This is a genomic window from Caballeronia sp. J97, assembly GCF_905220305.1.
GTDB lineage: Bacteria > Pseudomonadota > Gammaproteobacteria > Burkholderiales > Burkholderiaceae > Caballeronia.
In genome coordinates this window covers 123,826-145,101 of sequence record NZ_CAJMZL010000018.1, presented here as the reverse complement: position 1 = coordinate 145,101, position 21,276 = coordinate 123,826, and the positions used below count along the sequence as shown (strand labels likewise).

Annotated in this window: 15 protein-coding genes and 1 pseudogene; 7 read left to right on the top strand and 9 right to left on the bottom strand. The window is 64.9% G+C overall.

Annotation, left to right across the window (positions count from 1 at the left end):
• Positions 1-129 precede the first annotated feature (129 nt).
• Entirely contained in the window at positions 130-2,241 is a 2,112-nt protein-coding gene (locus U4Y90_RS22405; protein WP_321797816.1) for a putative bifunctional diguanylate cyclase/phosphodiesterase, read from the top strand.
• Positions 2,242-2,287: 46 nt separating this feature from the next.
• Here U4Y90_RS22405 and U4Y90_RS22400 read toward each other — a convergent pair whose 3' ends face one another.
• From U4Y90_RS22400 to U4Y90_RS22375, 6 genes are all read right to left on the bottom strand, one after another.
• Positions 2,288-2,890, bottom strand: coding sequence for a phosphatase PAP2 family protein (locus U4Y90_RS22400; RefSeq protein ID WP_321797815.1), 603 nt, complete (start codon positions 2,888-2,890; stop codon positions 2,288-2,290).
• Positions 2,891-2,969: 79 nt separating this feature from the next.
• Complete coding sequence (locus tag U4Y90_RS22395) at positions 2,970-4,433, bottom strand: efflux transporter outer membrane subunit (protein WP_321797814.1); 1,464 nt, start codon at positions 4,431-4,433, stop codon at positions 2,970-2,972.
• The gene (locus U4Y90_RS22390) at positions 4,430-5,395 is read right to left on the bottom strand and encodes an HlyD family secretion protein (protein WP_321797812.1); all 966 of its coding nucleotides are present in this window, start codon (positions 5,393-5,395) and stop codon (positions 4,430-4,432) included. Before U4Y90_RS22390 ends, U4Y90_RS22395 begins: the two co-directional genes overlap by 4 nt.
• Positions 5,392-5,601: a DUF1656 domain-containing protein gene (locus U4Y90_RS22385; RefSeq protein WP_321797811.1), complete on the bottom strand. Its 210-nt coding sequence runs from the start codon at positions 5,599-5,601 to the stop codon at positions 5,392-5,394. The genes U4Y90_RS22390 and U4Y90_RS22385 overlap by 4 nt, the downstream gene beginning before the upstream one ends.
• Before the next feature lie 31 nt (positions 5,602-5,632).
• Positions 5,633-7,735: an FUSC family protein gene (locus U4Y90_RS22380; protein WP_321797809.1), complete on the bottom strand. Its 2,103-nt coding sequence runs from the start codon at positions 7,733-7,735 to the stop codon at positions 5,633-5,635.
• 4 nt (positions 7,736-7,739) lie between these two features.
• On the bottom strand, positions 7,740-8,249 hold the full coding sequence (locus tag U4Y90_RS22375) for a MarR family winged helix-turn-helix transcriptional regulator (RefSeq protein ID WP_321797808.1): 510 nt from the start codon (positions 8,247-8,249) through the stop codon (positions 7,740-7,742).
• A gap of 131 nt (positions 8,250-8,380) precedes the next feature.
• Here U4Y90_RS22375 and U4Y90_RS22370 point away from each other — a divergent pair, with 131 nt between their 5' ends.
• Positions 8,381-9,142 (top strand): YoaK family protein, encoded by a 762-nt coding sequence (locus U4Y90_RS22370; RefSeq protein ID WP_321797826.1) that lies wholly within the window; start codon positions 8,381-8,383, stop codon positions 9,140-9,142.
• On the opposite strand, the gene U4Y90_RS22365 is transcribed toward U4Y90_RS22370, so the two are convergent.
• Entirely contained in the window at positions 9,139-10,020 is an 882-nt protein-coding gene (locus U4Y90_RS22365) for a LysR family transcriptional regulator (protein ID WP_321797806.1), read from the bottom strand. The two genes, U4Y90_RS22370 and U4Y90_RS22365, sit on opposite strands and share 4 nt — an antisense overlap.
• A 118-nt stretch (positions 10,021-10,138) precedes the next feature.
• Here U4Y90_RS22365 and ampC point away from each other — a divergent pair, with 118 nt between their 5' ends.
• From ampC to U4Y90_RS22345, 4 genes are all read left to right on the top strand, one after another.
• Complete coding sequence (gene ampC, locus U4Y90_RS22360) at positions 10,139-11,302, top strand: class C beta-lactamase (RefSeq protein WP_321797804.1); 1,164 nt, start codon at positions 10,139-10,141, stop codon at positions 11,300-11,302.
• Between the two features lie 14 nt (positions 11,303-11,316).
• Complete coding sequence (locus U4Y90_RS22355; protein ID WP_321797803.1) at positions 11,317-12,207, top strand: LysR family transcriptional regulator; 891 nt, start codon at positions 11,317-11,319, stop codon at positions 12,205-12,207.
• A 93-nt stretch (positions 12,208-12,300) separates the two neighbouring features.
• The gene (locus U4Y90_RS22350; RefSeq protein ID WP_321797802.1) at positions 12,301-14,262 is read left to right on the top strand and encodes an aconitase family protein; all 1,962 of its coding nucleotides are present in this window, start codon (positions 12,301-12,303) and stop codon (positions 14,260-14,262) included.
• A 61-nt stretch (positions 14,263-14,323) separates the two neighbouring features.
• Positions 14,324-15,766, top strand: coding sequence for an MFS transporter (locus U4Y90_RS22345; protein ID WP_321797801.1), 1,443 nt, complete (start codon positions 14,324-14,326; stop codon positions 15,764-15,766).
• 18 nt (positions 15,767-15,784) lie between these two features.
• Here the strand turns inward: U4Y90_RS22345 and U4Y90_RS22340 are convergent, their stop codons facing one another.
• A complete protein-coding gene (locus U4Y90_RS22340) occupies positions 15,785-16,690 on the bottom strand; it encodes a LysR family transcriptional regulator (protein WP_321797799.1) in 906 nt (301 codons plus the stop codon).
• Between the two features lie 104 nt (positions 16,691-16,794).
• Here U4Y90_RS22340 and U4Y90_RS22335 point away from each other — a divergent pair, with 104 nt between their 5' ends.
• Complete coding sequence (locus U4Y90_RS22335; protein ID WP_321797797.1) at positions 16,795-20,331, top strand: indolepyruvate ferredoxin oxidoreductase family protein; 3,537 nt, start codon at positions 16,795-16,797, stop codon at positions 20,329-20,331.
• Here U4Y90_RS22335 and U4Y90_RS22330 read toward each other — a convergent pair.
• A pseudogene (locus tag U4Y90_RS22330) lies at positions 20,295-21,271 on the bottom strand (LysR substrate-binding domain-containing protein). The gene U4Y90_RS22335 and the pseudogene U4Y90_RS22330 sit on opposite strands and share 37 nt — an antisense overlap.
• Positions 21,272-21,276: the final 5 nt, after the last annotated feature.

Here is a 21,276-nt window from a genome sequence, read left to right as displayed (position 1 = left end):
AGTTTTTTACCCACAGGCCGTTAGGCATGGGGAAGCAAGCGCCGCGCACGGTCGTGGCGCGGACCGAAGCCGAGTCGAGGCGCAAGAAAAAGCAGTCGCGAAAGACTGATACAAGACGAGAGAGAGCCGATGACGGGTGTCTACAATCCGCTGCTGGTCTGTCTGTCGCTGGTGGTCGCGTTCCTCGCGTCCTACACGGCGATGGAACTGTCCGGCGGCCTGAACGCGCTGGCGAGCGCGAAACGCCGCCCGGCATGGCTTGCCGGCGGCGCGTTGTCGATGGGCGTCGGCATCTGGTCGATGCACTTCATCGGCATGCTCGCGTTCTCTTTGCCGATCGCCGTCGGCTATGACTTTTTCATCACCGCGGCGTCGCTCGTGCTCGCTATCGGCGTGTCGTTCATCGCGCTCGCCACCGCGAGCCGGGGCGCGCTATCGCGGCCGCGCCTCGTCGTCGCCGGCACGATCATGGGCGCGGGCGTCGCCGCGATGCACTTCGCCGGCATGCAGGCGATGCAGATGTCGCCCGGCATCGACTACACCGTCTGGAAGCTGGCGCTTTCGGTGGCGGTCGCGATCGTCGCGTCGATGGCCGCGCTCTGGCTCGCGTTCACGCTGCGCGCATCGGACCTGGAGAACCTCGTCGTCAAGCGGCTCGGCGCGGCCCTCATCATGGCGATCGCGATCACGGGCATGCATTATCTCGGCATGAACGCGGCCAATTTCGCTTCGGGCAGCCTGTGTCTCGCCGATGCGAAGCTCGACGCGAACTGGCTCGCACTTGCCGTTACGGCGATGTCCTTCACCGTGCTCGTCGGCACGCTCGCGCTGCTCGGCTTTCATACGAGCAGCCTGTCGATTTCACTGAAGCGCGCGAACCGGCAACTGCATTATCTCGGTACGCACGATGCGCTGACGAACCTGCCGAATCGCCAGCAACTCGCGCTTCACATCGCGCAGGCGGTCGCCGGGAGCGCGCGCCGCGCGTCGCCGTTCGCGTTGCTGTTCATCGATCTCGACGGCTTCAAGTCGATCAACGATTCGCTCGGCCACGGCGTCGGCGACGATTTGCTGAAGGTGTGCGCCGAGCGCTTGCGTCAGGACCTGCGTCATACCGACATCGTCGCGCGGCTCGGCGGCGATGAATTCGTGATCGTGATCGAGAACGCGGCGGAGACATCGTCCGCGGTGGCCGTCGCCAGTGGCGTACTGCGGCGGCTCTCGCAGGAGATCGTCGTCAACGGCTTGCCGCTGCGTGTGAGCGCGAGCGTCGGCATCGCGTTTCATCCTCGCGATGGTGCCACGGCCGACGAACTGCTCCACAGCGCCGACGCCGCGATGTACGCGGCGAAGCAGAGCGGGCGCAACACGTACCGCGTGTTCGAGCCGCAGATGAATCACACGGCGCTCAAGTCGCTGATATTGCAGCGCGACCTGCAGCGCGCGTTGAACGAGAACGAACTGAGCCTGTCGTTCCAGCCGAAGTTCAGCGTCGCGTCGCAATCGGTCACGGGCGTCGAAGCGCTGATTCGCTGGCGTCATCCGGAGTTGGGGGAGATCGCGCCGCTCGAATTCATTCCGATCGCGGAGCGCTCGGGGCTCATCGTCGAGATCGGGGAATGGGTGCTGCGCGAAGTGTGCCGCAACATCGCACTGTGGGATGCGGATGGGCTGCCCGCGATTCCCGTGTCGGTGAATCTGTCGCCGATCCAGTTCAACGTGCCGGATCTCGTCGGGCGCATCGATGCGCTGATCGCGGTGGCGGGCGTCGATCCGTCGCGGCTCATGTTCGAGATCACCGAGACTACCGCGATGCAGAACGTCGACAAGACGAGCCGCACGATCGAAGTGCTCCAGTCGCGCGGATACACCGTGGCCGTCGACGATTTCGGCACAGGCTATTCGAGCCTCGGCTATCTGCAGCGCTTTCGCTTCGATCAGATCAAGATCGACGGCTCGTTCGTGCGCGATCTCGATTCAGCGGGGCAGCGCGGCAGCGCGTTGCTGTCGGCGGTCGTGACGCTCGCTCGCGCGTTGCAGATCGAGGTGGTCGCGGAAGGCGTGGAGACGGAGTCGCAATTCCGCACGCTCGGTGAACTCGACTGCGATCAGATGCAGGGATTTCTGCTGAGCCGGCCGATGCCTGCGGCCGAGTTTCCAGGCTTTTTGAGCGGCATGGCGGGACGCGTCGTCGCGGCCGGACGCGTTTGCGTCACGCCCGCTGCCGTGGCCGCTTCGTAACGCGCGTCGGTCTCGCGCATACCGCGATCACGACGGCGTAGGACCATCACGGCGCGAGCCAGCCACGGCGTATCGGCCACGACAACACCTTGCGATAGAGCGCGGTCAACACGCGCATCAACGGCTCTCCCGCACGGGCCCAGAGCGGCGCAACGCTTCCGTAGGCGACGCACGACACGCCCACCGCGCCCGCCATATCGAGCGGAAAATGCACGCCGATGCGCACCCGCGCCCATGCGATCGCAACCCCCGCGACCGTGACGAGCAAGCCGCAGCGCCACAGCCCTGCCATCAGGAACGTCAGCGCGACACTTGCGAACAGGGTCGCATGATCGCTCGGAAACGATGAATCCGGCGCATGTTCGATGAAGGTATGGCCGAGGCCGATCATGAACGGCCTCGGATGCATCCAGACCATGCCGATCAACTGATTGAGCCCGAGCGCGAGGAAGGCGACACAGCACGCGCGAACGGCCGCGCTTCGTTGGTTTCGTCCGCCGAAAAGCCAAAGCAACGCGAGCAACGCGGGAATCAGATAGAGAACGTCATTGGCGATGGCAACCGCGACGTCGATTTGCCATCGCGGTGTGTCGGGCGTCGCGTTGATCGAAAGGAACCACGCGTGGTTGAGCGTTTCGAGTGAGTGCATGCGGCAGGTTCGCTGGCTACGAAGATTGAGCCGATCGTAGCGGGCGAACCTTATGTGAGACTTAGCGGCTTGCTCCGCGTTACTTTGGCTTCGAATTCTGCGCGATGGCTTCGTCGGTTTCCCAGCCGCCGCCGAGCGCGCGAAAGAGGTTCACCTGGTCGATCGCGACCTGACCTTCGGCGGCCGCGACCTGTGCGGCTACGCCGGTGAGCGTGCGCGTCGCATCGAGATCGTTGAGGAAGGACTCGCGTCCCGCGCGATACAGGCGGTTGGTTTCATCGGCCGATTCGATCGCCGACTTGTACGCGGTGCGCAATGCATCGGCGCGCGTGGTGTCCGATGCGTATGTCGCGAGACTGCTCTGCGTTTCCTGCAGCGCCTTCAGCACGACGCCATCGAAATGCGCGAGCGCGCCGCTCGCCGATGCTTCGGCCTGGTGAACGCGGGCGCGCTGGCCGTTGATCGGAAAGCTCCAGCTGATGAGCGGCCCGAATGCCCAGCGGTTCGTCGCCGGGCCGAACAGGTCTTCCACGATGCCGACCGAGCCCGCCGATGCACCGATACTCACCGACGGATACAGCGCCGCGGTCGCTACGCCGATACGCGCCGTCGACGATGCGAGCTGCCGCTCGGCCTGACGCACATCGGGACGGCGCTTGAGCAGGGCCGCGCCGTCGCCGACGGGAATCGGCGCGCGCAGCTTCGGAAGCTTTTTGCAGGCGAGGGCGGCTTTGGGCAACTCGGCGGGCGCGCGCGCGAGCAGCATCGCGAGCCGATACTGCGCGACACGGCGGCGCGCGACGAAGCGCGGAATGTCGGCGGCGAGCGTATCGGCCTGGGTCTGTCCGCGCGTGACTTCCGACTGATTGCCGCGACCCGCATCGCGCAGACGTTGCGTGAGCTTCACGCGCTGCTTCTGCAAGTCGAGCGATTTGCGCGCGATATCCAGTTCTTCGCCCGCCGAGCACGATTCGACATACGCCCGCACGACATCCGCGACCACCGTGATGCGCGCGAGATCCTGCGCGGCCTCGACGGCTTCATCGTCCGCGTTCGCCGCTTCGACGCCGCGCTTCAGTTTCCCGAACAGATCGATCTCATAGGAGATGGACAGATCGACCACGCCTTCGTTGACGACCGGAAGCTTCTCCGTCAACAGATATTGTTCCGCCGATTCCTGCGCGCGCTGAAACGCGGCCGAGGTCTTGCCGGAGAAGCCGCCTTGCTGATTCGCGAACTCGACTTCGGCGCGCGAGCGCGCGAGATTCGCGGCGGCGACGCGCAGATCCGTATTCGACGCGAGCGCTTGCGTGACGAGCTGATCAACGACGGGATCGTCGTAGAGACGCCACCATTTGACGGGCACTTCGCCTTGCGTGACGGGCGCCTGATCCGCGCCGTCGATGGCCGCGTTCGCGTAGGGCGTGTTGAGCGCCGCGTTTCCGGGCACCGTGTAGTTCGGTCCGACGGTCGTGCAGCCGAACAGCGCGAAGGCCGACGAAGCGGCGATGGCGATCGCTTTCATGACGCGCACGCGGTTCATTGCGACGCGCCCGACGCCGGGGCCGATACGCTCGAAGTCGGTGCGGGCGCCGACGCCGGAGAGGTCTCCGACGCCGCGCGCCTGGCCGTCTTCGGCCCGATGCCGCGCACCGACACCGTCGCCGTGCGGCCCGCGATCATGCGGAAATCGGCGGGGATTTCATCGAGCGTCACACGCACCGGAATGCGTTGCGCGAGACGTACCCAGCTGAATGCGGGGTTCACGTTCGGCAGGAGACTTGGGCTTTGCTGACGATCGCGATCTTCGATCGCCGCGACGATGCTCTGCACATGGCCGCGCAAAAGGCCCGGCTCGCCCATCACCTTGATGTCGACCGGCTGGCCGATATCGATTCCGCCCAGCTTCGTTTCCTCGAAGTAGCCATCGACGCGGAACGAGTGCATGTCGACCACGGAAAGCACCGCGCGTCCCGCCGACACGAATTCGCCGACGCGAGGCGCGCGATCGTTGAGATAGCCGTCGACGGGGCTCACGATTTGCGTGCGTTGCAGGTTCAGACGCGCGGTATCGATCGCGACTTCGGCATCGGCGAGCGCGGCCGTCGCCTGCTCGACGCGCGAATGCGTTTCCTCGACCACTTCGCGCGCGACCAGATTGCCGAGCGTGCGGTTGCGCGCGTCCTCGCGGCGCGCCTGATCGAGCGTTGCGCGGCGTTGCTGCGCGGTCGCCTGCGCGTTGCGGAGCGCGAGCGTGTAACGCGCCTGATCGATCACGAAGAGCACATCGCCTTTTTTGACCTGCTGGTTGTCGACGACCTTTACCTCGGTGATGAGGCCGGATACGTCGGGCGCGACCTGGATCACGTCGGCGCGCACGTGGCCGTCGCGCGTCCACGGTGCGAACATGTAGTAGTCGACGAGCTTCCACAACACGACGCACGCGATCGCGACGACGATGAGCGTAAGCAGAATCTGCCCGAGAGAGAACCAGGTTTTTTTCACGAGATGAGCCGCTGCGAAACGATGACGACAACACCCAGCACTAGAACATAGATGCCGAGATCGAAAATGGAACGGTGCCACACGAAGCGATAGAAGCCGACGCGCGCGAGCACGGTGCGAATCGCCAGATTCACGATATAGGCGATGAACATCAGCACGAGCACGGCGGGCACGAACACGCCGAGAATGTCGATTTCGCCGATCATGTGTGGCGTTCCGATGAAAAACGAATGAACATCATGCCGGCTCCTCACGCGGCGGCGCGCCGCTGGCGGGCCGGGGCTGCTCCTGCGTCGCGGGCGGATGCAGCGACAGGCGCATGCCGACGAGCGCATGCAGCGTATCGCGCAGCCATTTCTCCGCGACCACATCCTGCGACTGCGCGAGTGCGCGCGAGGTAACCTGGGCGCTCGTCGTGTCGATGCTGCGTATCAGTTCCGGCGGCACGGGCTGGCGAGCGCGCCGCGCGATGCAGAGTTCGAAGTAGCGGCGCAACGCGTCGAGCGTGGTGTCGACAGAGGTCTGGATTTCCGCGGGCAGCTTGCGGCGCGTGCGGCGCAGATCGAGCGCATTGAGCGCGACGCGAAAATCGCGGAAGCTCTCGATCGACGGATGACGATGCGAGTCCGTCGCCGCATGACGCGGCAGGAGCTGCATCAGCCGGTCGAGCATGCGCGCGTAGAGATTGCGCTGATCCTCGATCACCACCGACGACGACGCGCTCAGCACGATATCCGCCCACGCCGAGCGCGTGAGGCGCGCGGCCGCGAGCTCCGCGCCGAAGGGACGCGTGACGAGCGTCCAGACGAAAGCGAAGAGCAGGCCGGCGACACCCGCGAGGTTGCTGTTGAGAAACACGAAGAAGTTCGCTTCGTACGCGCTCTGGATGCTGATGAAGGTCGCCGTGTTCACCGCGACGAGCATCGTGATGAGACTGAAGCGCGGATTCGTGGTCAGCGTCCCGATGATCAGAAACGGCACCGAGAAGATCACGACGAGCATCGCGAAGTCATGCACGTTGGGCAGCACGACGAATACGTAAAGCCCCGCGAGCACGACGCTCATGCAGGTCGCCACGAAGAACTTGAACAGCTGCGGCGCGGGTTCGTCGAGCGCCGCGAAGAAGCAGCATGACACGGCGGCGAGCGCCACGGCGGACGCGCCGTCGTTCCATCCGGATTCGATCCACAGCGTGGATGCCACGATGATCGCGCTCACTGCGACACTCGTCGAAAAGAGCATCATGCCGCGATCGAAGAAGCGCGCCGTGCCGCCGAGACGCCAGTGCCGGAAGTGCGGACGCCAGTCGCTCGTTTCGTTGAGAATGGCCGCGCGCAATGCGCGAATGTCCTGCCATACGTCGATGACCTGGCCGAGTCGCCAGAGCGCGTTCGAGAGCAGCGCGCCGTCCGCGCTCGCCAGCGCTTCGACGGAAGGGCGCATCGCGGCGATGCGCTCGCGCAGCGCATCGGGCGCGCGCTCGTTTTCGACATCCTTTTCCGCGCGCGGCGTGGGCGAGCCGACCCAGGCCGCGACATCCTTCAGGAGCGCTTCGAGGCCTTCCGGATGCTGGCCATGCTTGGCGATCAGTTCAATGAGCGGATCGGCCATCGACGAAATCAGCGGCAGGAAAATCTGCATGCGTCCCTGCAACGCGCGCGCGCGACGGATGATGTCGGGCCGCGTGTGATCGTAGGTCAACTGGCTCAGCAGCAGTTCCAGGCCGTTCACCGTGGAGGCGAGCCGTTGCCGCGCCGCAGAAATCGATGCGCCCGCGATATGCCCCGAGAGCGTTTCGCTCGCGTAGAAGGCGGCGTCGCGAAACCACGCGTCCGTTCGTGCGATCAATGTGGGAGCGAGCCGGCTCGGAAACACGACGCTGCCGACGATGCTCGCCACGATGATGCCGAGCAGGATCTCCTCGGTCCGCGTGATCGCGAGATCGAACACGCTGGCCGGATTGGTCACGGTCGGCAGCGCGATCAGCGGCAGCGTGTAGCCCGCCAGCAGAAAGACATAGCTGCGCGCGCTGCGGTCGAACATCGAGAGATAGAGCAGCGTGCCCGTCCACAACGCGACGATCACGCTGAAAAGGATCGGCGACTCGACGAAAGGCGGCACGATCAGCACCGCGCCCGCCGCGCCGATCATCGTGCCGAGCGTGCGATACAGCGCCTTCGAGCGCGTCGCGCCGACGAACGGATTCGACACGATATAGACGGTCGCCATCGCCCAATAGGGACGCGGCAATTCGAGCGCGAGGCCGATATAGAGCGCGATCATCGCGGCAGCGAAGGTCTTCGCGGAAAAGAGCCACTCGCGCGCGGAAGGAAAGGGCATGGCGCTATGCTCCGCGTCTGGCAGCCGGGCGAGCCGGCCTGGCGGCATCGTCGATCGCTTCGAGCGCGGCGAGCAGCTTCGCGTCCGGCGACGCGCTGAACGCGTTGAGCACGCGCAGCGTCGTTTCCAGATCTTCGCGGCTCACGCCTTTCAGGAGCCGCGCGCGCAGCGTGACGAGGCGCTCTTCCATGCGCGCGGTGACGGCGCGGCCTTCCTCGGTGAGCGTGATGGTCTTCGCGCGCTTGTCTTCGGGATCTTCGTCGCGTCGCACGAGACCCGCCGCGCAAAGCTGATCGAGCAGCCGCACGAGCGACGGCCCTTCGATGCCGACGTGCTCCGCGAGCGTCACCTGACGCACCGCCTCGCCGAGCCGGTTGGCCGTGAGAAGCGGCACGGCGCATGCTTCCGACACGCCGTAGGAGGCGAGCACGCCGTGGCTCGTGCGGCGCCAGCGACGCGCGGCAAGCACGAGCGTGCTGCTTACGGAGCGGCGCAGAATGTCGAGATGGGTCATGCGGCGGAATTATAGCGACAAGTTTATTCGTTAGCATCCTATCGACTATTTCAAATTGTGCGGGTTCAGTGCGCCCGGTTGCGGAAATTGTCGTGCTATCTTTTCGGCTCGATCATCCCGCACGCGCCGCCATGCCGATCGCCTATCTCCGTGGGCTGACTTCGCCCAGCCGCACCGATTCCGCCAACCGGCGCCTCGGTTGCGCGCTCGCCTTCGTCGCGGGCGCGGCCAATGCGGGCGGCTTTCTCGCCGTCGGGCAATATACGTCGCACATGTCGGGGCTCGTTTCGTCGATCGCCGATAACCTCGTGCTCGGCCAGGTGGCGCTGGTGTTCTCAGCGATCGGCGCGGTCGGCGCGTTTCTCTGCGGCGCGGCGACTTCCGCGATGCTCATCAACTGGGGACGCCAGCGCCGCGCGCATAGCGTGTTCGCGACGCCGCTGCTGCTCGAAGCCGCGCTGCTGCTCGTGTTCGGCATGCTCGGCGCGAATCTGGAAACGCATCGCGTGTGGGACGTGCCGATGACCGTCGCGCTGCTGTGCTTCGTGATGGGCCTGCAAAACGCGATGATCACGAAGATCTCGAAGGCCGAGATCCGGACGACGCACGTGACGGGTCTCGTGACCGACATCGGCATCGAAATCGGCAAGAGCCTGTACTGGAACCGCGGCATCGCGCGCGACGACGCCGCTTATGTGCGCGCGAATCACGCGCGTCTCATCCTGCTGAGCTCGCTCTTCGCGATGTTCATTCTCGGCGGATTCGCGGGCGCGATCGGCTTCGCGCACCTCGGCTTCGCGACGACCGTGCCGCTCGCCGCGTTGCTGCTGCTGTTCTCGTCCGTGCCGCTCGCGGACGATTTCGCGGCGGGGCGGCGTCGCGTGCGGCGTTAAGCGACTTCGGCGGCGTCGGCGGCCTCCGCGACGATCCAGTCGCGAAAGAGCTTCATTCCATGCGAAATCCGCCGCGATTTCAGCCATGTGAGCCAATAGCTGCCGGTCTTGACCTCGATATCGAACGGGCGCACGAGCAGCCCGGCCTGCAGCTCGCGCACGAACATGCGCGACGGCGCGAGCGCGACGCCCGCGCCTTGCACCGCGGCTTCCACCATCAGACGCGACGAGTCGAAGACCGGGCCGTTCATCGTCCACGCGTCGAGGCCGGCGGCGTCGAACCATTCGATCCAGTCGTCCGCGCGATAGGAGCGCAGCAGCACTTCGCCGGCGAGATCGGACGGCTTGCCGAGACGCCGCGCGATATCGGGTGCGCAAAGCACGGTGAGCGGTGCATCGAGCAGGCGGGCGTTGTGCGTCGCGGGCCAGATGCCCGCGCCGAAGCGGATCGCGAAGTCGAGCCCTTCAGAAGCCGGATCGACGAGATTGTTATGCGTGAGCAGGCGCAATTCGACAAACGGATGCGTCTCACGAAACGCTTTCAGCCGCGGCATCAGCCAGCCGACCGCGAACGTGCCGACGACGCCCACCGTCAACACTTCGTGAAAGTGGCCGCCTTCGAATTGCTTGAGCACGGCTTCGATGCGGCCGAACGCATCGCTCAGCACGGGCAGCAGCGCGCGCCCTTCGTCGGTCACGCTCAGGCCGCGCGGCAAGCGCCTGAAAAGCGGCGTGCCGAGCCGCTCCTCCAGCGCGCGCACTTGCTGGCTGACGGCCGCCTGCGTGACGTTCAGTTCCTGCGCGGCCCGCGTGAAACTCAGGTGCCGCGCCGATGCTTCGAACGCGCGCAGCGCATTCAGCGGAAGATGAGGTCGCATGGCTCACATAAGATTTTCTATTGCCTGCGGTAAATTATCCTCGATTGTCGAAGTGCGCAAAAGAGCGGATATTTCGCTTCGTTCCAATCATGTAAAACCAGAACGAAGGATCAAGACGATGAAGTTTCGTGCGCTGAGTCTTTTGGCGACAGCCATTTTTTCTTTTGCCGCGATGCCCGGCGCCGCGCAAACGGGCGATGCGGCGAGCATCGAGGCAACGGTCGATCGAACCATCAAGCCGTTGATGGCGCTGCACGGGATCAGCGGCATGGCGGTGGGCGTCGTCGTGAACGGCGAGCCGCATGTGTTCGACTACGGCGTGGCGTCGAAGGCGACCGAACAGCCCGTCACGCGCGACACGCTGTTCGAGCTCGGCTCGATCAGCAAGACGTTCACCGCGACGCTCGCGTCTTACGCGCAGATCGAGGGCGATCTTTCCCTGAGCGATCCGGTGAGCAAATATCTTCCGTCGCTCGACGGCGCGCCGTTCGGCAAGGTCTCGCTGTTGAATCTGGGCACGCACACGCCGGGCGGCCTGCCGCTCCAGGTGCCCGACGAGGTCCGCGACAACGACCAGTTGATGCAGTATTTCAAGACATGGCGTCCGGCCGGGCCGCCCGGCACGATCCGCACTTATGCGAATCCGGGCATCGGAACGCTCGGCCTCATCACGGCGAAGAGCATGAAGCAGGACTTCGATGCGCTGATGCAAACGCGCCTCTTCCCGGCGCTCGGCCTGACGCACAGTTACATCCACGTGCCCGCTTCGAAGCAGCGCGATTATGCCCAGGGCTATGCGAAGGACGACGCGCCGATCCGCATGAAAGGCGGCTTGCTTGCATCGGAGGCCTACGGCGTGAGATCGACGGCGGCGGACATGACCCGCTTCCTGCAGATCAACATGAACATGGTGCGTATCGATCCGGCTTTCCAGCGCGCCGTCGACGCCACGCACACGGGCTATTTCCAGGCCGGGCCGATGACGCAGGACCTGATCTGGGAGCAGTATCCGTATCCGGTCGCGTTGCAGTCGCTGCTCGACGGGAACAGCGCGTCGATGATCATGAACGCGATGCCCGTCACCCGGATCGATCCGCCGCAAGCCCCGCGCGACGACGTGTGGATCAACAAGACCGGCTCGACGAACGGCTTCGGCGCATATATCGCGTTCGTGCCGAAGGCGCGCGTGGGCATCGTGATGCTGGCGAACCGGAACATCCCGAACGAAGAGCGCGTGAAGGCCGCGTATGCAATCATCACGTCGTTGACCGGCCAAAGATAAACACCACCACGGCGATGCGAATCGATCCCTACAGTCTCGAGCTCTTCATCTCGGTCGTCGAAGAGGGATCGATCGCGCGCGCCGCGAGCCGCGGTCATATCGCGCCATCGGCGTTGAGCCGGCGCATCGCGGATCTCGAAGCGGCTCTCGGCGTCGCGCTTCTCATCCGCTCGCCTTCGGGCGTGCAACTGACCGAGGCGGGGCAGCACGCTTATTCGAGCGCGCGTTCCATTCACGGCCAACTGGAGCGCATGGCGCGCGAAGTCCAGTCGATGAGCGGTCAGATCGCGGGCGTCGTGCGCCTCTTTGCGAATGCATCGGCGATCGTGGGCTTCTTGCCCGAGCGTCTGACGCAGTTCAAGGCGCGTTATCCGCTCGTCGATATCGCGCTGACAGAACAGATCAGCGACGAAGTGACGCGCGCCTGTCTCGACGATCGCGCGGATGTCGGCATATCGGCGAGCACGAAGCCGCACGCGGGTCTCGATTCATGGCATTTCGTCGACGATCCGCTGATGGTCGTCCTGCCGCCCGGTCACGAGCTCGCGCAAGCGGACGCGCTGAGCTTCGCCGACGTGACGCGCTTTCCGCTCGTCGCGCTGCAGGCGGGCGGCTCGCTCGATCAGACCTTGAAGGAGCACGCCGAAGCCGCGCGCGTGCCGCTGAACGTGACCGTTACCGTCAACAGCTTCGATGCGCAATGCCGCATGGTCGAAGCGGGCCTCGGCATCGGCATCGTGCCGACGAGCGCGGCATCGGCGTTCGCGGGCTCGCGCAACTTCGTGCGCGTGCCGTTGGGCGAGACCTGGGGCAGCGGCCGTTGCCTGCACGTGCATGCGCCGCGCAAGTCCTCGCGTCTGAAGGCGGTGCAGGCGCTGATCGATACGCTGATCGGCGAGGGTTAATACGGACATCGCATCTCGCGATGCCCCCGGTGCCGAACGAACACTTCTGGCACGCGCGCGTGTGCGTCTACATTGGCATCGAAGGAGAATGCGATGGCCAATCTGGATGTGAGCGGGCGAATCCTGTTTCTCGGCGCGGACCCGGCGACAGTCGAGCGGCAACTCGCGGGCGAAGACCTGACGCTCGATGAAGCGGGCACGCTGCGCGACGATGTATCCACCGACGAGATCACGCCGATCAGCGTGCTCACGCGCTTCGACGAACGTCTCGGCCAGTGCCCGTATGTCGGCTTTCATGCGGGCGGGCGCAATCCCGTCGGCCACGATGCCGTGCGCGCGGGCCGCTTTCAGGTGACCGTCGCGGGCAATCGCTACGGGAAGGGTTCATCGCGCGAGCATAGTCCGCTCGCGGAGTATTACGCGGGCATTCGTCTCGTGATCGCGCGCAGTTTCGAGCGGATCTACCGGCAGAACGCGGACAATCTCGGGCTGTTCACGTCGACCGATTTCGGCCTGATCGAACGCATCCGGCGCGGCGAGGCGATCGGGATCGATGAACTCGTCGCCGGCCGCGATCCGTTGGCGGCGGCGATCCTGAAGAGCGGCGGCCTGTTGCGCTATGGGCAGTTGCATATGCAGCGAGTCGGCGTCGGCGCGGCGCCGCGCGATGACGGGCCGCGCACGCTCGTCGAAAAAATCCTCGCCCGTCACGCATTGACGACCGATGCGACGAATGCGTCGCTCGAACCCGGCAACGGCATCTTCGTGCGCGCGGACTGGCGCTTCATCCACGAGTACTACACCGGCATGGCCGCGCACATGCTGCACGCGACCTTCGGCCGTCCGCTGGCGCTGCACGAGCCGCGCAGCATCCTCGCGTTCGAGGATCATCTGTCGTATTCGCATCGCAGCGAGCTGCATATCAGGAACGGCTTGCTGCCGAACGTGCGCGAACTGTCGAAAGCGCATCGCACTTTCGCGCGCGACTACGATGTGCGCAATCACGGCTATCTGAACGAAGCGAGCAGCGAGCTCGACGAAGGCTCCGAAGGCATCTCGCACGCGATGATGGCCGAGCGTTACGCGTTGCCGGGTCAGGTCGTCGTCGGCACGGATTCGCATACGCCGCATAGCGGCGCGCTCGGCTGCGTCGCGTTCGGTGTCGGCACGACGGACATGGCGAACGCGTTCGTCACGGGCGCGGTGCGCATGACGGTGCCGCAATCGTTGCGTATCGAACTCGCTGGACCGGTGCCGGCGGGCGTGACGGCGAAGGATATCGTGCTGCATCTGCTTGCCGATGAGCGCATCCGCACTGGCGCGGGCGTCGGCAAGGTATTCGAATTCGCGGGCACGGCCATCGCGGGCCTGTCGACCGACGAGCGCACGACGCTCACCAACATGACCGCCGAACTGGGCGGCTTCACCGGCATCGTCGCCCCCGACGACGAAACCGTGCGCTTCCTGAAGGAACGGCGCGGCATCGACTTCACGGTCGAACCGTGGATGCTCAGCGATGAAGGCGCGCGCTACGCCGATGTCATCGAGATCGATTGCGCGCGTCTCTCGCCGATGCTCGCCGCGCCCGGCGATCCGGGCAACGGCATCGCGCTGCAGACGCTCGATGAAAGGCCGGTCATCGATATCGCTTACGGCGGCTCGTGCACGGCGGGCAAGCGCGAGGACTTCGATCATTACCACAACGTGCTTGCGTGGGCGGCGCAGCGCGGCCTGCGCGTGCCCGACAACGTGACGCTCTATCTGCAATTCGGCACGCAGGACGTGCGCGACTATTGCATCGCGCAAGGTTATGTCGATGCGTTCGAACGCGTCGGCGCGATTTTGCTGCAACCATCGTGCGGTGCGTGCGCGAACTGCGGGCCGGGTTCGTCGACGCAAGCGCAGCAGGTCACCATCAGCGCGATCAACCGGAATTTTCCGGGCCGCTCGGGTCCAGGACAAGTATGGCTCGCGAGCCCGCCGACCGTTGCGGCGAGCGCGCTCGCCGGCCGTATCGCATCGTTCGCGGAGTTGCAGCAATGCTTCATTAAATAGGTATTCCTAATCACCTATCGCCGCCATCGATGCGGCATCATAAAACATTCAGGAGACAGCAATGGCCATCATGCAGGGCACTTCGCGTCTGCACGACGCCGCGAACCGCGCGCTAGCGGACGCGCCCGCCGTCGCGGACACGGCGGGCATCTCGGCGCGCCTCGACCGGCTTCCGGCGACGCGCGCGGTGTGGAAACTCGTCTTTCTCCTGAGCCTCGGCTTCTTCTTCGAACTCTACGATCTGCTCTTTACCGGCTATATCGCACCGGGTCTCGTGAAGAGCGGGATTCTCACGTCGACGACCGCGGGGCTCTTCGGCACGACGGGCGTCGCGAGCTTCATCGCCGCGTTGTTCTGCGGGCTGTTCATCGGCACCATCGCGTGCGGCTTTCTCGCCGACCGCTACGGACGCCGCGCGATCTTCACGTATTCGCTGCTCTGGTATGTCGCGGCGAATACCGTGATGGCGTTTCAGGACACGGCGCTCTGGCTCAACTTCTGGCGCTTCGTTTCGGGGCTCGGCATCGGTGTCGAGCTGGTGACCATCGGTACGTATATGTCGGAGCTTGCGCCGAAGCACTTGCGCGGCCGAGCGTTCGCCATGTGTCAGGCGATCGGCTTTTCCGCCGTGCCGGTCGTCGCGTTCCTGTCGTATCTGCTGGTGCCGCGCGCGCCGTTCGGCTTCGACGGCTGGCGCTGGGTCGCACTGGCGGGCGGCGTGAGCGCGCTCTTCGTCTGGTACTTCCGGCGCAATCTGCCGGAAAGCCCGCGCTGGCTCGCGAGCAAAGGCCGCATCGACGAAGCCGATGCCGTGCTTCGCCGTCTCGAGGACCAGGTCGCGCTTCAGTACGGCAAGCCGCTGCCGACGCCGGGCCCGTCCGATCCGATTGCGAGAAAGGCCGGTTTCGCCGACATGTGGAAACCGCCATATCGCAAGCGCACGCTGATGCTGATCGTCTTTCATATCTTCCAGACGGTCGGTTTCTATGGCTTCGCGAACTGGGTGCCGACCTTGCTCGTCAGGCAGGGCGTGACGGTGACGTCGAGCCTGCTCTACACGACCGTGATCGGACTCGCCGCGCCCATCGGTCCGTTGCTCGGCTACTGGATCGCCGATCGCTTCGAACGCAAGCATGTGATCGTGTTCATGGCGGGCGTGAACATCGTCGCGGGCCTGCTGTTCAGCCAGGCATCGGCAGCCGTGATGATCGTGACGCTCGGCGTGTTGCTCACGCTCGCGGGCAACATCATTTCGTTCACGTATCACACGTATCAGCAAGAGCTTTACCCGACGACGATTCGCGCCCGCGCCGTCGGCTTCGTATATTCATGGAGCCGGCTCTCGGCGGTGTTCAGTTCGTTCGTGATCGCGTTCGTGCTGAAGGAGGCGGGCGTGACCGGTGTGTTTGGCTTCATTGCGGGCGCGATGCTGCTCGTGATGCTGTCGATCGGCCTGATGGGGCCGCGCACGCTCGGCCGATCGCTCGAGAGCATTTCGCATTGAGCACGCGTCACGCATGCGTCAGGCGCCGCATGCGTGAATCAGGAATTGCTGCACGGCAGTCGACGGAGCGCTCAACGTAGCGCCCTTGCGCCAGATCATGCCTGCTTCCATGTGAGGAATGGCGTCGTTCACGGGGCGCGCCTCGATGCGCTTGCCTTCGAGCGACCACGGCCGAAACACCATATCCGACAGCACGGTGACGCCGAAGCCGTGCGCCACGAGCCCGCGCAGCGCCTCCATCGAACTCGTGCGAAACGCGATGTTCGGTTCGAGGCGCTTCTTGTGCCAGTAGCGCATCGTCGATTGCTCGCCTTCGTCGACGGTAATCAGTATGTAGGGATGCGCGGCGATATCCTTCAGCGATACCGCCTGCTGCTGCGCGAGCGGATGCGAAGGCGCGACCCACAACTGCCGCCGCGAGCGCATCAGCACCTGACTGTCGAAGCGATTCGCGCGCTGCAGATTCGATAGCAGCACGACGCCGATATCGACATCGCCATTGGCCACCGCATCCTCGATCTGCGGCCGCTCCATGTCGCGCAGATCGAAATCGATGAACGGATACGTCGCACGAAAGCGCGCGAGCAGTTCCGGCAAAAAATACCCGAGCACCGTATAGGACGCTGCGATTCGCGCGACGCCATGCATATCGTGCGCGCGAAACGGCGGCATGTGCATCGCGTCGCGCGCGGCGTCGAGCACGCGGCGCGCATGGTTATGGAAATCCTGGCCATCGGGCGTCAGCGCGACGCCTTGCGGCAGGCGCTCGAAAAGCCTGGTGCCGAGCGCGTTTTCGAGGGCCAGCACCGCATTCGTGATCGCCGATTGCGACACGTGCTCGTTCGCCGCCGCCATCGAGAACTGGCCGGTTTGCGCGGCGGCCACGAAATAGCGCAATTGTCTGAGCGTGAGATCGAAGGCCATCTGATTTTCAGATACCAGAGTTGTTTATTCGTGATTTTACGATGGCGAATCGGCTTCCTATACTCGGCAAAAAAACAATTTCCGAACCTGGAGACGAGTCCCCCATGAATGCACCCGATCGCGCCGCGCTTACCGCAGCAACCGTCACGCTCGACGACAAATACACGCTGGAAAAAGGCCGCGTCTATATCAGCGGCACGCAGGCGCTCGTGCGTCTGCCGATGCTGCAGAAAGCGCGCGACCGCAAGGCCGGGCTGAACACGGCGGGCTTCATCTCGGGCTATCGCGGCTCGCCGCTCGGCGCGCTCGATCAGTCGCTGTGGAAGGCGAAGCAGCATCTGAAAGACAACGACATCGTCTTTCAGCCGGGCGTGAACGAGGATCTCGCGGCGACCTCGATCTGGGGCACGCAGCAGGTCAATCTATGGCCGGGCGCGACGCGCGACGGCGTGTTCGGCATGTGGTACGGCAAGGGCCCGGGCGTCGATCGCACCGGCGACGTCTTCAAGCACGCGAATTCCGCCGGCACGGACAAGCACGGCGGCGTGCTCGTCCTCGCGGGCGACGATCACGCGGCGAAGTCCTCGTCGGTCGCGCATCAGTCGGATCATGCGTTCATCGCGGCGGGCATTCCGGTGCTGTATCCGTCGAACGTGCAGGAGTATCTCGACTACGGTCTGCACGGATGGGCGATGAGCCGCTACTCCGGGCTATGGGTCGCGATGAAGTGCGTGACCGACGTGGTCGAATCCACTGCATCGATCGATCTCGATCCGGACCGCGTGGAGATCGTCACGCCGGCCGATTACGCGATGCCCGAAGGCGGCCTCAACATTCGCTGGCCCGATTCGCCGCTCGCTCAGGAAGCGCGTCTGCTCGACGAGAAGTGGTATGCGGCCCTCGCGTATGTGCGCGCCAACAAGTTGAATCGCGTCGTGATCGATTCGGACAAGCCGCGCTTCGGCATCATCACGGCGGGCAAGGCGTATCTCGACGTGCGTCAGGCGCTCGTCGATCTCGGTCTGGACGACGACACCTGCGCGCAGATCGGCCTGCGCGTGCTGAAAGTGGGCTGCGTATGGCCGCTCGATGCGCAAGACGCACGCGCGTTCGCGACCGGTCTCGAAGAGATTCTCGTGGTCGAAGAGAAACGGCAGATTCTCGAATACGCGCTGAAAGAAGAGCTCTATAACTGGCGCGAGGACGTGCGACCCCGCATTTACGGCAAGTTCGACGAACGCGACAACGAAGGCGGCGAATGGTCCGTGCCGCGTGGCGACTGGCTGCTGCCGGCGCATTACGAGCTATCGCCCGCGCTGATCGCGAAGGCCATCGCGCGCCGTCTCGCTCGCGCCGATCTTCCCGAAGACGTGCGCGCGCGCATGCTGTCGCGCGTCGAGACGATCGAAGCGAAGGAGCGCGAGGCGATCAAGCCGCGTGTGGATGTCGAGCGCAAGCCGTGGTTCTGCTCGGGCTGCCCGCACAACACGTCGACGCGCGTGCCCGAAGGTTCGCGCGCGCTCGCGGGCATCGGCTGTCACTACATGTCGATGTGGATGGACCGCAAGACCGAGACCTTCAGCCAGATGGGCGGCGAGGGCGTCGCGTGGATCGGCCAGATGCACTTCTCCGGCGACAAGCACGTGTTCGTCAATCTCGGCGACGGCACGTACTTCCACTCGGGTTTGCTCGCGGTGCGCGCGGCGATCGCGGCGAACGCGAACATCACGTACAAGATTCTGTATAACGATGCGGTCGCGATGACCGGCGGCCAGCCCGTCGACGGCGTGCTGACGGTGCCGCAGATCGCGCATCAGGTCTATGCCGAGGGCGCGAAGCGCATCGTCATCGTGACGGACGAGCCGCAGAAATACGATACGAAAGTTGCATTGCCCGAGGGCGTGAACGTGCATCATCGCGATGAGCTCGATCGCATTCAGCGCGAGTTGCGCGACACGCAAGGCACGACCGTTCTCATCTACGACCAGACCTGCGCGACGGAAAAGCGCCGCCGCCGCAAGCGCGGCACCTATCCCGATCCGGCGCGCCGTGCGTTCATCAACGATGCCGTTTGCGAAGGCTGCGGCGATTGCTCGGTGCAATCGAATTGCCTGTCGGTCGAGCCGGTGGACACGCCGCTCGGCACCAAGCGCAAGATCAATCAGTCGTCGTGCAACAAGGACTTTTCGTGCGTGAAGGGCTTCTGCCCGAGCTTCGTCACCGCCGAAGGCGCGCAGGTTCGCAAGCCGAAAGCGGCCGGCGGCGTGAAGCCTGATTTCGATAAGCTGCCTTTGCCCGCGCTGCCTGCATTGTCGAAGCCCTACGGCATTCTCGTGACGGGCGTCGGCGGCACGGGCGTCGTGACGATCGGCGGATTGATCGGCATGGCGGCGCATATCGAACGAAAGGGCGTGACCGTGCTCGACATGGCCGGCCTCGCGCAAAAGGGCGGCGCGGTGCTGAGCCACGTGCAGATCGCGCCAGAGCCGCAAGCGCTGCACGCGACGCGTATCGCGACGGGCGAAGCGCGGCTCGTGATCGGTTGCGATGCGATCGTGTCCGCATCGAACGATGTGCTCTCGCGCACGCGTCGCGGCATCACGCAAGCCGCGATCAACAGCGGCGCGACGCCGACCGCCGAATTCGTCACCAACGCGCAATGGACCTTCCCGGCGGCGCAGACGGAGCAGGCGCTATCGGACAGCATCGGCGCGGGATGCGAATTCGTCGATGCCAACGCGCTCGCATTGAAACTGCTCGGCGACACGATCTATTCGAATCCGCTGCTGCTCGGTTTCGCGTGGCAGAAGGGCTGGTTGCCGCTCGAACTCGCGAGCCTCACGCGCGCGATCGAACTGAACGGCGTGGCGGTCGAGAAGAACGTTCTCGCGTTCAACTGGGGGCGCTTCGTCGCGCAGCACGGCGCGGGCGATCTGCTCAAGTCGACGCAGCATGCGGTCGTCATGAAGATGCCCGAGTCGCTGGAAAACGTGATCGCGACGCGTGAAGCCTTGCTCACGGCGTATCAAGGCGAGGCGTATGCGCGCTCGTATCGCACTGTGGTCGAGCGCATGCGCGAGAAGGAAAAGTCGCTGAACGCGAAGCTGCCGCTCACGCGTGCTGTCGCGGTGAATCTCGCGAAGCTCATGGCCTATAAGGACGAGTACGAAGTCGCGCGTCTCTACGCCGATCCCGCGTATCTCGACAAACTGCGCGAGCAGTTCGAAGGCGAGCCGGGCCGCGATTACAAGCTGATGTTCCATCTCGCGCCGCCGCTGTTCGCGAAGCGCGACGAGCACGGCCATCTCGTGAAGCAGCGCTACGGCGCGTGGGTGCTGCCCGCGTTTCGCATGCTCGCGAAGATGAAGGGGCTGCGCGGCACCTCGTTCGATGTGTTCGGCAAGACCGCCGAGCGCCGCACGGAGCGCCGGATGATCGCGGATTACCTCGCGCTCGTCGATGAATTCGTCGCGACGCTCGATGCGCAACGCTTCGACACGGCGCTCAAGCTCGCGAAGCTGCCCGACGAGATCCGTGGCTTCGGCCACGTGAAGGAGCGCAACATGGCGGCGGTCGCGCAAAAGCGCGAGCGTCTGATTGAGGGTTATCGCGCACCGGCAGTGCTGGCGGCGACGGCCTGATCGCCATAGACGTCGCGGGCGGATGCGCGCAATGCATCGACCATGACTTCGGTCGCGGGCGAGAGCAGCCGGTCCGCCCGCGTGACGATGCCGAAGTCGTCCATCCGGCAATCCATCGGCAGCGGCAGCATCGCGACGACGCCGTGCCGCGCGTAATACAGCGCGACGTCTTCCGCGAGCACCGCGATCATGTCGCTTTGTTCCAGCAGTTCGTGACGAAGAGAATCGCCGCGGTCTCCACGACATTCGCCGGTAATGCGAGACTCGCGCGCTGAAACATGAGGTCGAAGCGATGCCGTAGCGCACTGCCCGCAGGCGGCACGAGCCACGCGGCGTCGCGCACGTCGCGCAGGGCCAGCGCCTTCGCCTTCAGCAACGGATGCCCCGCGCGCACGACCGCGCGCACCGGTTCGCCCGCGAGCGGCTCATAGCGCAACTGCACCTTGTCGTGCTCCGCTGAGAGACGGCCGATCACGATATCGAGCTTTTCCTGCGCGAGCTTTTCGAGCAGCACGTTGCTCGTATCGATCTCGACGGAGATGCGGATATCCGCATGCACGCGCTTCACCGCCGCGACCGCGGCGGGCAAGAGCCGCACGCCCGGCGACGTGATCGCGCCGATCGCCACATGTCCGAGCCGCCCCGACGCGAGCGCGACGAGTTCTTCCTGCGCCTGATCGAGACTGCCGAGCACGGCTCGCGCATGCCGAATGATGGCGTCGCCATACAGCGTGGGACGAACGCCGCGCGGCTCGCGATCGAACAGCATGACGCCGAGCGTCTCCTCGAGCTCGCGCAACAGTTTCGACGCGGCGGGCTGCGTCATGTTCAACACGGCCGCCGCGCGATGCACGTTGCCTTCTTCCGCGAGCGCCACCACGAGCATGAGCTGCCGTGTTTTCAGGCGATTGCGCACGTACCAGGGACTTGGATTCAGCATCTCAG